Source organism: Sutcliffiella halmapala, from assembly GCF_050107295.1.
GTDB lineage: Bacteria > Bacillota > Bacilli > Bacillales > Bacillaceae_I > Sutcliffiella_A > Sutcliffiella_A halmapala_A.
Genome location: NZ_JBNIKR010000003.1, coordinates 202,726 through 215,990, shown reverse-complemented (window position 1 = coordinate 215,990; position 13,265 = coordinate 202,726). Strand labels below are relative to the sequence as shown.

The 13,265-nt window shown below is 36.3% G+C and carries 13 protein-coding genes and 1 pseudogene; 8 read left to right on the top strand and 6 right to left on the bottom strand.

Translation table 11 applies throughout. The annotated features are described in order from the left end of the window. The first annotated feature begins 1 nt into the window (after window position 1). Window positions 2-1,135 carry a non-hydrolyzing UDP-N-acetylglucosamine 2-epimerase gene (gene wecB, locus ACQCT5_RS06910; protein ID WP_499640336.1) on the top strand — a complete coding sequence of 378 codons (1,134 nt, stop codon included), beginning with the start codon at window positions 2-4 and terminating at the stop codon, window positions 1,133-1,135. Window positions 1,136-1,815: 680 nt separating this feature from the next. On the opposite strand, the gene ACQCT5_RS06905 is transcribed toward wecB, so the two are convergent. The 6 genes from ACQCT5_RS06905 to ACQCT5_RS06880 form a co-directional block, all read right to left on the bottom strand. Further along, a complete protein-coding gene (locus ACQCT5_RS06905) occupies window positions 1,816-1,992 on the bottom strand; it encodes a hypothetical protein (RefSeq protein WP_499640334.1) in 177 nt (58 codons plus the stop codon). A gap of 27 nt (window positions 1,993-2,019) precedes the next feature. Then, the gene (locus ACQCT5_RS06900) at window positions 2,020-2,775 is read right to left on the bottom strand and encodes a hypothetical protein (protein ID WP_499640332.1); all 756 of its coding nucleotides are present in this window, start codon (window positions 2,773-2,775) and stop codon (window positions 2,020-2,022) included. Window positions 2,776-3,828: 1,053 nt separating this feature from the next. Then, a complete protein-coding gene (locus ACQCT5_RS06895) occupies window positions 3,829-4,740 on the bottom strand; it encodes an LCP family glycopolymer transferase (protein WP_499640330.1) in 912 nt (303 codons plus the stop codon). A 309-nt stretch (window positions 4,741-5,049) separates the two neighbouring features. Next, the gene (locus ACQCT5_RS06890; RefSeq protein ID WP_499640328.1) at window positions 5,050-5,181 is read right to left on the bottom strand and encodes a hypothetical protein; all 132 of its coding nucleotides are present in this window, start codon (window positions 5,179-5,181) and stop codon (window positions 5,050-5,052) included. A gap of 160 nt (window positions 5,182-5,341) precedes the next feature. Continuing rightward, window positions 5,342-5,545, bottom strand: a complete 204-nt coding sequence (locus tag ACQCT5_RS06885; protein WP_499640326.1) for a hypothetical protein — start codon at window positions 5,543-5,545, stop codon at window positions 5,342-5,344. A gap of 156 nt (window positions 5,546-5,701) precedes the next feature. Then, window positions 5,702-5,887 (bottom strand): helix-turn-helix domain-containing protein, encoded by a 186-nt coding sequence (locus ACQCT5_RS06880; protein ID WP_499640324.1) that lies wholly within the window; start codon window positions 5,885-5,887, stop codon window positions 5,702-5,704. Window positions 5,888-6,313: 426 nt separating this feature from the next. Here ACQCT5_RS06880 and ACQCT5_RS06875 point away from each other — a divergent pair. From ACQCT5_RS06875 to ACQCT5_RS06845, 7 genes and pseudogenes are all read left to right on the top strand, one after another. Continuing rightward, window positions 6,314-7,772 (top strand): annotated as a pseudogene (locus tag ACQCT5_RS06875) (YifB family Mg chelatase-like AAA ATPase). 1 nt (window position 7,773) lies between these two features. Continuing rightward, window positions 7,774-8,553, top strand: coding sequence for a transposase (locus ACQCT5_RS06870; protein WP_499640322.1), 780 nt, complete (start codon window positions 7,774-7,776; stop codon window positions 8,551-8,553). Between the two features lie 619 nt (window positions 8,554-9,172). After that, window positions 9,173-10,252 carry a hypothetical protein gene (locus ACQCT5_RS06865; protein WP_499640320.1) on the top strand — a complete coding sequence of 360 codons (1,080 nt, stop codon included), beginning with the start codon at window positions 9,173-9,175 and terminating at the stop codon, window positions 10,250-10,252. A 48-nt stretch (window positions 10,253-10,300) separates the two neighbouring features. Continuing rightward, the gene (locus tag ACQCT5_RS06860) at window positions 10,301-10,786 is read left to right on the top strand and encodes a hypothetical protein (RefSeq protein ID WP_499640318.1); all 486 of its coding nucleotides are present in this window, start codon (window positions 10,301-10,303) and stop codon (window positions 10,784-10,786) included. Between the two features lie 14 nt (window positions 10,787-10,800). Beyond that, a complete protein-coding gene (locus ACQCT5_RS06855; RefSeq protein WP_499640316.1) occupies window positions 10,801-11,295 on the top strand; it encodes a PDDEXK-like family protein in 495 nt (164 codons plus the stop codon). 13 nt (window positions 11,296-11,308) lie between these two features. Then, the gene (locus tag ACQCT5_RS06850) at window positions 11,309-11,968 is read left to right on the top strand and encodes a restriction endonuclease (RefSeq protein WP_499640314.1); all 660 of its coding nucleotides are present in this window, start codon (window positions 11,309-11,311) and stop codon (window positions 11,966-11,968) included. Next, the gene (locus tag ACQCT5_RS06845; RefSeq protein ID WP_499640313.1) at window positions 11,911-13,077 is read left to right on the top strand and encodes a hypothetical protein; all 1,167 of its coding nucleotides are present in this window, start codon (window positions 11,911-11,913) and stop codon (window positions 13,075-13,077) included. The genes ACQCT5_RS06850 and ACQCT5_RS06845 overlap by 58 nt, the downstream gene beginning before the upstream one ends. The last annotated feature ends 188 nt before the right edge of the window (window positions 13,078-13,265 follow it).

Genomic DNA, 13,265 nt, shown 5'->3' with positions numbered 1-13,265 from the left:
AATGAAAAAATTGAAAGTCATGACAGTTGTTGGCACAAGGCCTGAAATTATAAGACTGTCGGCTGTTATAAATAAATTAGAAGAATCAAATGCTATAGAACATATACTTGTTCATACTGGACAAAACTATGACTATGAATTGAATGAAGTGTTTTTTAAAGACTTTAACCTTAAGAAGCCTGATTATTTTCTTAATGCAGCTACTGGTACAGCAGTAGAAACTATTGGTAATATATTAGTTAAAATTGATCCTATTATGGAGGAAGTGAAACCTGACGGCTTGTTGGTGCTTGGAGATACAAATAGTTGTTTGTGTGCAATTGCTGCAAAGAGAAGACATATTCCAATCTTTCACATGGAAGCAGGTAATAGGTGTTTTGATCAAAGAGTACCAGAAGAAACTAATAGAAAAATTGTTGATCATGTAGCAGATATTAATTTAACCTATAGTGAAATAGCAAGAGAATATCTTCTTAGAGAAGGTTTTCCTTCAGATAGAATTATTAAAACAGGTAGCCCTATGTTTGAGGTCCTTAATTCTAGAAAAGAAGACATTGAAAAATCTCAAGTACTAGAGCAATTGGAGCTTGAAGAAGGGAGATATTTTGTAGTATCGGCTCATAGAGAAGAAAATATTAATTCAGCAACTAACTTTCTAGATTTAGTTGATAGTTTAAACTCAATTGCAGAAAAATATAAAATTCCTATAATTGTTAGTACACATCCTAGAACGAGAAAAATGATTGAAGGTAAAGGGGTAGAATTTAATCCTTTAGTGAAAACTATGAAACCTTTAGGGTTTAATGATTATATTAAGCTACAAATTAAATCAAAGGCTGTTCTAAGTGATAGCGGGACAATTAGTGAGGAATCCTCTATCCTAGGGTTTAGAGCCCTTAATATCAGGCAAGCACATGAAAGGCCAGAAGCAATGGAAGAGGCATCAGTAATGATGGTTGGATTAGAAAAAGAAAGAATATTACAAGGCCTTGAGGTATTAGAAACTCAGGATATAAATACATTAAAACTTGTTCGAGATTATAGTATGCCTAATGTTTCTGATAAAGTGTTAAGAATAATATTATCTTATACTGATTATGTAAATAGAGTTGTTTGGGGGAAAAATAAAAACTAGTTATAAATTTTTGTAGCATCGGGGACGGTTCTCACTGCTTCCAAAGTAAAAACAGCAGACTTCAAATAGTTTTTCATCCATTTGAAGCCTGCTGTTTTATATTCTACTAACTTAATGCATTTTGATTTCATTTTACCAGTTAAGTAAAAAGTTAAGGTTGTGGGAGTGAAAAAAACTAATCCCTTATTTTCAGTGGAATTAGGCATCTAATCTTCCGCAATCCCACTTGGGTGAGGAAAGAATTTTCTATTGGATAGTATGGTTGAACTGCGCAGTTAATGTTATTGTTATTCTTCAAATAAACCCCTATACAAAAAAGGCGCATTTCCTATTACGGAAATGGCACCCGATTATTGAATATCCTTTTTCTATTAAATTTAATTGCTAACTATGTGGTCATAATAATTTTAAATCTTTAATTATTGACCCTTTTCGTCATCCCTGGTCTTTAATTTAATAATTCTAAATTGATTTTCTAAAGCTAACTTAATCACCTTAAATAAATTCACTTCAGATAAAAGCCCTGTAGATCTAAGAATAAAAACTCCTATAATAAGAAATAATGTTTCAATCGCTGCAATCGAAATAATGAATTTCCAGAAAGAAGCAATATTTGTTACTAAAAAATATACACTTCCTACAATAGTTAGAAAAAGAAGTAAGTAGAAACTCCCAACTGATCAATATTTAACAATTGGAAAGTCAATTAACTTGTTTTCAATTTCAATTTTGTTGATAGCTTTTCTATTTACTTGTTTCATAAAGTTTAAAAGCTCCCTATCTGAGTGATTTTCGTCATAAATATTTCTCCAGTTTTTAAGATTCTCTCTTAAAAATACCTTAATATTATTCTCCATAGCTATACTTCCATCCAAATACTGCCGCTACTCTGGGTTTGTTTCATATGCATTATTTGCTAATCTATATGCATCTAAAAGATAAGAAAGTAGAATTTTACAGAGCTTATTAACTTGTTCTTGGTCAGTTGTTTTTATCGCTTTCTGATAATTGATTTGTGCCAAACACGAGCTCACATTTGTCATCATTCCAATGTAATTTCCAGAGGCAATGCGAAGATACTTAGGGTCAATATGATTATCTTTCACCAATTTTTCTACAGTTGATATCAATTCTTTTGATTTGTCTGCTACTAATCTATAATAATCTAGAGAGTCTAAAAAATTATTATTTTTCCATGCTTCTTTAGCAATAGCTGCATATTCAAATAAAGAATCATTTTTTAGAAGGTATTTCCATAGTGCCTTATGACTATTAAATTTAATAAGTTCTGATTCATTTAGTTCACAATTATCTATTAGTTTATTAGTTGAACAGGTCGCAGTATTTAACCACTCTTGGCCCTTCTGTATATAGCGCCGTGTGGAATTGATATCTTGATTCTGATATTTTAATGCTGAAAGACAAGATGTTTCCTCATAAAAATAATAAGAACTGAAGGCCATTTTAATTAATTTGTTTTTAATGTCTTCTTCCGATTCTACTTCTTTTGATAAAACTCCAGCTGCTTTATTAAATGTATTAGCTGCTTCAACATATGTTTCAGTATTACTTTTATCAGTCCTTGCGATTTCCTTCAAATTGCATGCTTCCTCAAATAAATCAATTACAGTTTTTTTCATTAAAATTACTCCTAAAAGTTTTACTACACCATTCTTTTATAAATCCTACATATTTACTACAAATACCTTCATACGAGAATTTACTTTGTATTTTTCAAATAATTGATGTTAGGTAATCCTAAAATAAATATACTTAACTAAAACATAATTCGACAAAGTTTGTAAAAAACCTCCATAAATAATTAAGAAATACCTTAGTTCTGCATCTTTTTTTGCAACTATGAAGTAAAGAATAGTAACTTTTTCTTTATAAATAATTGACCATGAGCTTAAGTGAAATCCTTACGAAGTCCCTTGAAATAGGAGTTACTTATTGTGCAGTATAAGTCTACTAAGCAATACAAGAGTTAATCTTGATTTTTTACTAAAGACTGATCAGAAGGATTGTAGTGGTAAACAGTATGTCATCCTTTGGTACACTTTTTGTCATAGGGTGATAAAGGCTATGGCAGAGGTGGAACAATTTGAAGCATTTGGGACGGTTCCGGTTGCTTCCAAATCTAAAACAGCAAACTTTTAAGCGGTATATATACCCCGCTCAAAAGTCTACTGTTTCCATCTGCTCTATCACTAACCTAATCCAGCTGCAGCTTTGTTTCATCCTCAATAATATGGAAAAGGTTATCCTTTTAGCTAAACATTAAGGTATATTAATAATAAAGATTAATTACATAAAAGTGAGGAATAAAATGGAAGTGAAAAGAAATCATTAACCCACGATGCGATTATGAAAGCCCTAGACTGGTTATCTCTTGGGAAGCAGCAATTCATCAGACTGTTAAAGAAAATAAGTATTTTGTTACATTTTCAGTTGAAGAAAGCTACTTTTTGGGATGACTTTCAGTCCGATAGCTGGTATGTAGTTTGTGTAAGATGGTGGAAAATAAATAATGAAATTTGTCGCTACAAATAAAAAACGCAAAAAACATAAGGTTCCTTGCGTTTTTCGATGCCCCAAATACCTAGGGGATTACAATGTATGTGTCCAATAGATAAATTAAATTAATGATAAAATCTACTTTTTTCACGTGCTTTTTGTAATGGGAACAATCTTTAATCCAGGCTCAAATGCTCTTTCAATACAGTCGAAACACGTAAGCGTTCTTCTTCAGGTACCTGAAAGTAATAAATTCCTTCTATAGTAGCTCCTGAGCCGGTGATCTGAAGTACCTCCATGTCGTGTCGGGCTTCTGCATAGTTCTTTTGAATGTCCAGCATTTCACCTGAATCCAGGTCGGTTTTCACATTTTCACCGATGGCCCCAAGAAGGTTGTCCAGTTTAGTGAAGCCGGAGAAGGAGGCACCTTTATTGATGACGGCTTGTACTACCTGCTTCTGACGATCTGCCCGCCCGAAGTCTCCACGGGGATCCTGCTTACGCATTCTGACGAAAGAAAGGGCGGAATCGCCATCTAAATGTATGTTTCCCTCATTGAATGTCTTGCCGTTCTGTGTGAAAGCGAACTTGTTGTTTACTTCCACCCCTCCGACAGAGTCAACGATATCCTTGAACCCTTCCATATTAATTTTTACATAGTAGTCAATAGGGATATCCAGAAAGTTCTCAACGGTAGGAATGCTCATCTCCATGCCACCGAATGCATGCGCATGGTTTATCTTATCCAGTGTACCCCGGCCGATGATTTCTGTTCTTGTATCCCGGGGGATACTTACCATTTTCATCGTCTCTGTATTTGGATTGACCGTTAACACAATCATGGTATCAGAACGGCCCTTCTCGATATTCCCACTTTCTTTATCAATACCAATCAAGAGAACAGAAAAGGGCACCTTTTTACTAAACTCAACTATCCCGTCCCGTTTATCGGAAAACTCGCGATCTATTGGTTCGTGCATCGTAGTTAATGCCTTATTTACCGTGTACAGGAAGTATCCCGCCACCCCTCCAACCAATAACAGTAAAACAGTCAAAATACTAAGCGTTATCTTCTTCCACTTTTTCATCGGTTTCTTCCTTCTTGTGCTGCTGCGTGACAACTATCTCAACTTCTTTCTACTAGTAATTTTTTGAAATAATAAAAATTATATACTAATAAGGTTAATATGACCATAGGGAGGAGCTACTTATCAATCCTGGAAGCGTTGGGACGGTTCTCTGCTTCCACAATAATAAAGATGAAGTCTAAGTAGACATAGAAAAGGTGCCTGACCCTCAGGTCAGGCATACTCGTATAGAAATTTACGATAGGGAAGCGAGGGGACGGTTCTCTGCTTCCTGATTCAAAATATTCAGAATTTAATTCCGTATAGTTTTTAATGTTGCAATTGCCCTAAGATAGTCGATAATGGGTGTCGGGAGGTTGAGATGACAACATCCATCCGGCGGTACCATCGATGCCATGTTTTTGGTCCACTGCTGCCATCAAATTGTTCCACCTCTGCCATAGATAAGTCCACATAAGAAATGCATTTGTAAGAGCCACTGGATGCGGACGATTGAGTGAATGTATTCCAGGGAAGTCAAGGGAACGATTCCACTCCCACAGCTTAGAAAGCAGGCTTTAAGTGCTAGGTAACCCCCTTAAAGCCTGCTTTTTATTCTGACCTAATGCAACTTCACTTCATCCTTATAATAGTAAGGATACTTATCACACATCTCCTTAAAAGTGCCAGATCCGAGAATCGGGGTGATGTATTTCTTTCGACAGTCAATATGAAAGATAGAGTAAATGCTGTCTATGAATACAAGGTCTTCTTCGATGAATTGTACCCTGCAAACAGGACATAAAATGGTATGGTAGATGGACATGAACCGGAACACTCCTTTGGAATTTTTAGCTGGGCTAGGTTGAGTTATTGGTTGCTGGGTATTCTTGAAGCGTGTTTTTTGTTGTGTGGTACCTTTAATCATCCTCGGATTATATTGATTTTTCTACGTCTGCTTTCAGACGATCTAGGCTGATATTCAAAGCAGTACTGATTTTGAAAAGGGTAGGGCCAATGGGGTGCGCTCGCCTCGTTCAATTTTACCAATTGTGGTTTCATCTATGCCTGCCCGTTCCGCAACCTCATCCTGGAACAAACCAAGCTCCTGTCTCCTTAATCGCAGGTGCAACCCTATGTATTTTTTATATTGATCGTCCTCTTTCATCTGTTTCTCCCCTTTTACAACAATTATCAAGTTGCAAAATTCGAGGCTGAACAGACAGGTGACCTTTTAATGGAATTTTAAGGGAAAAACGCAATATTTATTTTTCATGCTGGGTCTGATCTCTGCTGAAATAATGAATTTGTCCTTCCTAATATTTTCATAGGAAGCGTATGGACGTTACTCCGCCAAATATATTAAGCAATAAAACACATATAAGAAAAATTAAAAGCACTTAACTAGCGGAATATTATGAATTATTTTACATTCAGACTATGATAGATTACACTCCCATTCCGATGTATATTCTCTTCAACTAACCCCAGGTCCAAATCTAAGAATCAAGTTAACCACCCCTATAAAACTTTTACACAACCAACCCATTGATAAGCTTTAAAATAATATAGTCATAACAAAGGAGGCCTTTTTATGTCCACTAATGTTACCAGTATCGGATTAAAAGGATTGGAAGGATATCGCATCAGAGTCGAAGTCCAGGTAAAGGAAGGAATGGAATCGATCGTGATCGTCGGTTTGCCAGACGCTTCTGTAAAGGAGTCCAAGGAGCGGGTTTCGGCAGCCCTGCATACCATGGGATTCCCTCTAGTAGAAAAGAGGATAGTCATAAACCTATCTCCCTCTGAACAAAAAAAGAATGGCCCGCTTTTGGCCATTGCACTTGGGATATTAAAAAGTGGAGGGTTCATCAAAGAAAGCATTTCCAGGGATACGGCTTTTATCGGTGCACTTTCCCTCGATGGGACAATTAATCCAGTGGAAGGCATGATCGCCGCAGTCCTTGCTGCAAGGAAATTGAGGATACGTAAGCTGGTTTTCCCTTACGACCCCACCATCCCCCATCTTGATATCCCCGATGTAGAACTCGTCTACGTAGAAACCCTTCAGGACGTCATTGATCATCTGAGCGGACAGCCGACACTTCCCTTCATCAGGAGAGCATTATGTATTGATGGATGGCCCTCCCGGATGCGGTAAAAGCTTGCTGGCTGAAACATTCCCATCCATTTTGCCGCCGTTATCGCAGGAGGCGCAATTGGAAAAATTGAGCCTTTACCAATTGGCACAGGCGACCTATCCTTCCCTTCAAGCCCCACCATTTCGTCATCCTCACCACTCTGCATCCGCAACATCCATTATAGGCGGCGGGACCAATCCGAAGCCTGGTGAAGTATCTTTAGCCCATAACGGGGTACTTTTTCTCGACGAATTAGGAGAGTTCTCCAAGAAAACCCTGGACATGCTCCGTCAGCCACTGGAAAACGAAAAGGTGACCATCAGCAGGGTCCATTCCACCGTGACCTACCCCGCAAAGTTCATCTTCCTTGCAGCAATGAACCCATGCCCCTGTGGCTATTTGGGATCTGAACGACATTACTGTACCTGTTCTGAGAAGCAAATCAAGGCATATAAAACACGCATATCAGGCCCGATCCTTGATCGAATCGATATCCTTCTATCACTTAGACCCGTAAATTTGAAAACATCTACCCTCTCTGGGATGGAAGATTCCAATAATGTGAGGGAAAGAGTGGAAAAAGCGAGGGAACGTCAATATGAACGTTATGGGAAAGAGCGATGCAATGGGAGTGCTTCTTTTGAGGAACTCACAAAATCCGGCTCCATTTCCCCCATTCAAATTGAAACTTTGCAGGCCATTTCCATAAAGCTCGGACTGAGCAACCGAGTCCAAATGAAAATAATCCGGCTGGCCAGAACCATTTCCGATATAAATGGGGAGAAAAGCATAACAGATGAAGCTTTAAAAGAAGCAATGGTGCTCAGAAGGTTGAAATTACCTGCGGGGATAGAAAAGGTCCCTTCCATGATAGGTGAATCACATCACACAGGGCTAAAAGGCGAGGGATGAGATGCCGAGAAAAGCCCGCGAAAAAAGCGTCAGCAACATCTACCATATCATTTGGCGGGGAGCGAACGGACAAGATATCTTCCATGATGACGAAGACCGCATCAGATTCCTCGATACACTGGAAAAATACCACATCAAAACCAAGATGACGATATACTGCTGGTGCCTGATGAGTAACCATGTCCATCTCTTGATTAAAGAGGGGATAGAGGACATATCCATCACAATGAAGCGCCTTGGTATAAGTTTTGCCCTCTACTATAACCGAAAATACTATACCGTCGGCCACCTCTTTCAGGACCGCTTTAGAAGTGAAAGGGTGGAAGCAGATTCCTATCTCCTCACAGTCACCCGCTATATCCACCAAAACCCGACCAAGGCAGGAATGGTACAGAGCCCGGCTGAATGGAAATGGAGCAGCTGCCGCGGATATTATGGCCAAGAATCACTGAATATAAAAATGCTCTATGTAGACTATCTACTACAGCTTTTCTCCGATGATCTGCTGATCGCAAGAGACAGATTCAAAGAGTTTAATGAAAGAAAAAATAACGATCAATGCCTCGAGGAAGCAGAAGAAATAAAAAGGAGACTGAACGACCACGATGCAAGAGCAGCCATCAAACTAGTCCTCGGAGACATACAAATCCCCCAAGTGAAAAGCCTCTCCCGATATAAAAGACTACCATTGCTTCGAAAGATAAAGAGGATAGAAGGGATTTCTCAAAGGCAAGCAGCCAGGATATTGGGAATTTCGGTGAATCTGATTTTTAAGGCGTGAACACGTACAAGTACTAACAGAAAAAAAGGAAGCAGAGAACCGTCACGTTTCTCCAAGCACAATTTCACTGAAAATATGTATATATAGTAAATTATTTAGAGGCTCATACTTCTGCGGTTTTTTTTAGGAGTGTGTTGGAGGATAGAAAATTTAATTCATTTGATTGTTGAATTGATAATTATTGCATTAACACCAATCATTAATGAAATGGGTTTACTGTTATTGAAAAATAAAACGAAAATAGGTACTTAGGAATAAAAAAACTAAATAGTTTTTACAAAGGAGAAGTAGAGCCTAATCTCTACCTACTCCTTTGTAAATAAATTAAACAAAATTAGCCATTTTAAAAGTGGCTTATTTTGTTAGTCCCAACCAAGTAAACTTAAAAATCCTAGAGCTAATTTTCAAATTCTGGCCGACTATCAAAGTGACACCACGAAGTTGTTATCTCTTTCACTGGAAACCAGTAATAGGATAGCCACCAATTAAAGATATTCTTTTTCAATTATTTAAATAAAAATAGTAGAAGAACGACTGATTCCCTTAAACTCATTTCCATAATTTCACAATATGGTATAATAGTCTCAGAATTTATTGGATTAGAAGGGATGTGTATTACTTGAATTCCGCCTACCTACATAATTCTGTTTTTCACATTGAACAGAAAAGAAGAGAGCTCGAACAGCAAAAATTAACACGTTCTGAAGTCAAACGGTGGTTTGAAGATAATTATCGTGTTTTTTCAAAGAAGAGTGCATTTACCTGTTTATGTTGCAACAAATCAGTAAATATGAATTTAACCAAAGATGAAGGAAGACCTTTTTATTTTCGCCACAATGATGAGAGTGAATGTTCTTACTATGAAAACTCGAGGACTTATGATAAGCATGTTTCTAAGCTTGAGGATAAATCAAAAAAAGAAATTGGTCTTACCATTTTTAGAGAGATATTACAAGGTGAGCTGAAGCCTTACGATGTTGAGATTGAGAGAGGGTACCATTACAAAAAGAAGCTCTCGTTTATCCCGGATTTTATCATTAAATTTCCTAACTCTGAGGAACGATGGGCGATTGATTATTTTACTGCAATTGATCAAGGGTTAACCTCTGGTAGCTATGCCCGTCATTTATCTAAACGTATGAAAATCTATAAAGAAGAAGGTTTTAAGCCTTTTTCATTCGTGGATTATAGTTGGCTTTCTTTTTTAGAAGAGACGAATAAAGGCACCCTCCTTACGGCTGAAACCTATGTAACTAGTAAAACTCATGAAGATGATTTGTGGGATAAGTTTCTTGAGGGAAATGTGCAAGGTGACTTATTAAACTTTTTTATGAAAGCTACAGGGGCAACCATGAGAGAGTTTAATGCTAGAAATATCGCATATGTAGATGTATTTAACCGTCTATGTACAATTTTTCGCTTCATTCCAATATCACAACATGATCGGAATATAACTTTTTATAAATTATCATCTTCTGAAGTACCTCTGGCACGAGCGTTATCAATGAATGCTGATCAAAATCATTTTGTGCTCTCAAAAGAGAACGAGGATGATAAAAGGAATGAATTCTTAAAGGAATTAACGGAACAGAAAAAACAATTTGAAATAGAACAACAAAAGTTAATAGAGGAACAGGAAAGAATTAGAGCTGAGGAAGAGCGAGTTAAACAAGAGGAAGAAAAGCGAAGAGCTAGATAAAGGGCTGAGGAAGCGGAAAGGCTGAAAAAAAGGCAGAGAGTCCAAGAGATGGAAGACGAACAAATGGAAAGGGAAATGCAAGAAATTGCAAGAAGAGCAGCACTAAGGCCAATTGAGGTTCATCCAGACGGTTGGAATTATAGAACAAAAAGACAAGCTCAATTTAGCAATTATACCTATCAACAAACTCCTACTGTAACTAGCTATGAAAATACAGAGGATAAAATAGATAAAAAGAAAAAAGAAAAGGTTAGAGAATTGCTGTTGTCTCAACCTATTTCTGGAGAGCTCTACATCGATGGAGATACGAAGTATTGGCGAAAAGTGGTATTGAAGTGGATAAACGAAAATCAATCAGGTAATACACTTACCGTTTCGTTACAGATGATCATTGGTTATATGAAAAGTGCAGGGGTTTCTTTTAATCAGAATGACAAAATCGTTAAGTATCCAATAAAGGACTTCCTTGAACTATATGCAAAAACCTTAAAAGCAGAATTAAACAAAAAGATAGAACTAAGCGTTCAAGAATAAATAGGGGGCTTCAAATGGATGTAGAACAAAAGATATCCTCTAAACAAAAAGGCGATGTCACAGAAAGTAGAGTTGTAGAGTTAATTACTTTAGGCTCGTTTGGACAGTTGACTTGTTATACTCCAAAGTCAGATGATGATGGCATCGATCTAATTATTAATAAAAAGGGTGATTTTAAACCTATTTTTATACAAGTGAAAAGTAGATTCAAATTAAACAAGGGGAAACAGTTTATCCAAAACGTAGGTTGTGCTACTTTCAAAAGTCACACTTCATTTTATATTATTTTTATTTACTTTAATGAAATGAACTTTGAAGTCGAGTGTGTATGGCTTATCCCATCAGTTGAGTTCGAGAAATTGGCATACCTAAAAAAGAGCGGCGAAAATTATAAATCTTTTTACAGGTTTTCTGCTAATCCTCTTACAGATACAAATCAATGGTCTAGGTATCGAATCCCAAAAGAAAAACTAGGACAAGAATTACTTCGGATAATGGATGCTGATTGAAAAGGGTGAAAAGATGACAAAAAAAGATAGAAAAGCTATTTCTAATGGGATTGCTGTATTATTTCTATTAACCGGATTATTTTTATATTGGATGGTATTTATTAGTAATAATATTTACGTATTTTTTGGGATAATACTAGCTACACCAATTATTGAAGCAGTAATATATTCAAGTCTTCCAGGTAAAAAAACTAAGAAGAGCAGTGCAAGTAAACAGCACTTCAAGAAAAAGGGAAATATTAGTAGCTCACCTAATCGGTTACGGGAAGATAAAGATATAATAGCTTCAAGATTAGAAGACTTGTCCTGGCGTGAATTTGAGCGATTGTGCTTTCTGTATTTTAAAGCCAGAGGATATAAGCCAAGGGAAACGGGAGAGGGAGCCGACGGTGGTGTAGATTTAATTATTTACAATCGACATCATAAAGCAGAAGCTATTCAAATTAAACACTACATAAGTTCTGGGAATCAAATTACTGTAGAAAAAATAAGAGAACTGAACTCAGCAAAACGCAATCATAAGTGTGTGCTTTCAAGGTTTATTACGACCTCGGGTTATACAAAAGATGCTTTAAAACAGGCAGATGATTACAAGATGATCTGCCATGATTTGAATTGGGTACAAAACAAAATCGTAAAGTGGCAAGAGCAGGAACAGAAGAAAGTTGTGTGACCAATAGTAGAATGGCAAGGTTTAAAAAATATATCTATCCAGGCTTGGAAGTGAAAATTTTGGTATCAGAAATCGAGCAAATAAAAAGAGATTTTTTTTCAAGTTTTAATACAATAAAAAATAAGGTTTTAGTAAAGGAATGCTTTCATGAGGATAAGGATTGTTCTAACCGAATAATAAAAGCACATTCTGTACAAAACAACAAAATATTAAATGCTATATCACAAGATGGAATGGTTCTTATGTTTGACCACGATGTAAATGATGAAATGGCATTACATTCGAAAATGAAGCCCAAAGGGAGAAAAGGAGCCACTACATTTACAGGTTTTTGTGGACATCATGATACCACAATATTTAATCCAATAGAGAATTTTGATTACGAGAAAGGAAATAAAGAGCAGGATTTCCTTTTTGCCTATAGAGCACTCGCTAAAGAGTATCATTCTAAGAAGTCAGTTGGAAACATTTATAGGCACATGTTGACATTACTTAGAGAAGAAAGATATGAAGAGATAAACAAACGTTTTACGGGGGATAATATACCGAGTGAAGAGCACAAATTTTTCATGCAAGAATTGTTTAGTACAAACTTAGTAGGGAATGAAGATGCTGAGCAACGGTTTGAACGATTTAAGGGATGGGCAAATAACTGGTTAAATGCTGGTGAATTTAATAATATTGTTACTCATACTTTGGAGTTTGAAGAAGAATATCATCTGGCTGTATCATCAACCACTTATATTGAGAGGGACCTAAATAATAATATTATAAATGAATTAAGTGATTGGGAAACTATGTTAGCCCCATTATTTATAACTGTATTTCCTCAAAACGGCAAGACTTATGTACTATTAAGTCATTTTGCTAGAAATAATAGAAGATACAGGAGATTTGCCGAACAAATTGTGAATAGTAATATAGAGGAACAAAAAATAATTATATCCAATATCATCTTAGCTTACATAGAAAATTTTGCTTTTTCCCCAACTAAATGGGATGGAATGAGCAAAGAATCAAGGGATGAAATTGAAAGTACTTTCTTAAACACTACTTTTGAAATTGACAAATCGCTTTTAAAAAATGAGAATGTAAATCTATTTGTTTAAATTATAAGAAACAAGTTCTGGTCACAGTGACTCCCCGAATTTTGTCGATTGCATGTGTAAGAGCCACTGGAGGCGATTGAGGTTGCACTAAAGTTAACAGGAACATTAACCAACACAAATATCAGTTGAAAATATTCAAGGAAAACGAGTTGACGATTCCCAACCATAATTAAGAAAGCAGGTTTTAA

Excerpts from the sequence above, each read along its gene's own strand:
- wecB (WP_499640336.1), top strand. The coding sequence starts at position 2 with ATGAAAAAATTGAAAGTCATGACAGTTGTTGGCACAAGGCCTGAAATT.
- ACQCT5_RS06905 (WP_499640334.1), bottom strand. The coding sequence starts at position 1,992 with ATGGAGAATAATATTAAGGTATTTTTAAGAGAGAATCTTAAAAACTGG.
- ACQCT5_RS06900 (WP_499640332.1), bottom strand. The coding sequence starts at position 2,775 with ATGAAAAAAACTGTAATTGATTTATTTGAGGAAGCATGCAATTTGAAG.
- ACQCT5_RS06895 (WP_499640330.1), bottom strand. The coding sequence starts at position 4,740 with ATGAAAAAGTGGAAGAAGATAACGCTTAGTATTTTGACTGTTTTACTG.
- ACQCT5_RS06890 (WP_499640328.1), bottom strand. The coding sequence starts at position 5,181 with ATGGCAGAGGTGGAACAATTTGATGGCAGCAGTGGACCAAAAACATGG.
- ACQCT5_RS06885 (WP_499640326.1), bottom strand. The coding sequence starts at position 5,545 with ATGTCCATCTACCATACCATTTTATGTCCTGTTTGCAGGGTACAATTC.
- ACQCT5_RS06880 (WP_499640324.1), bottom strand. The coding sequence starts at position 5,887 with ATGAAAGAGGACGATCAATATAAAAAATACATAGGGTTGCACCTGCGA.
- ACQCT5_RS06870 (WP_499640322.1), top strand. The coding sequence starts at position 7,774 with ATGCCGAGAAAAGCCCGCGAAAAAAGCGTCAGCAACATCTACCATATC.
- ACQCT5_RS06860 (WP_499640318.1), top strand. The coding sequence starts at position 10,301 with ATGGAAGACGAACAAATGGAAAGGGAAATGCAAGAAATTGCAAGAAGA.
- ACQCT5_RS06855 (WP_499640316.1), top strand. The coding sequence starts at position 10,801 with ATGGATGTAGAACAAAAGATATCCTCTAAACAAAAAGGCGATGTCACA.
- ACQCT5_RS06850 (WP_499640314.1), top strand. The coding sequence starts at position 11,309 with ATGACAAAAAAAGATAGAAAAGCTATTTCTAATGGGATTGCTGTATTA.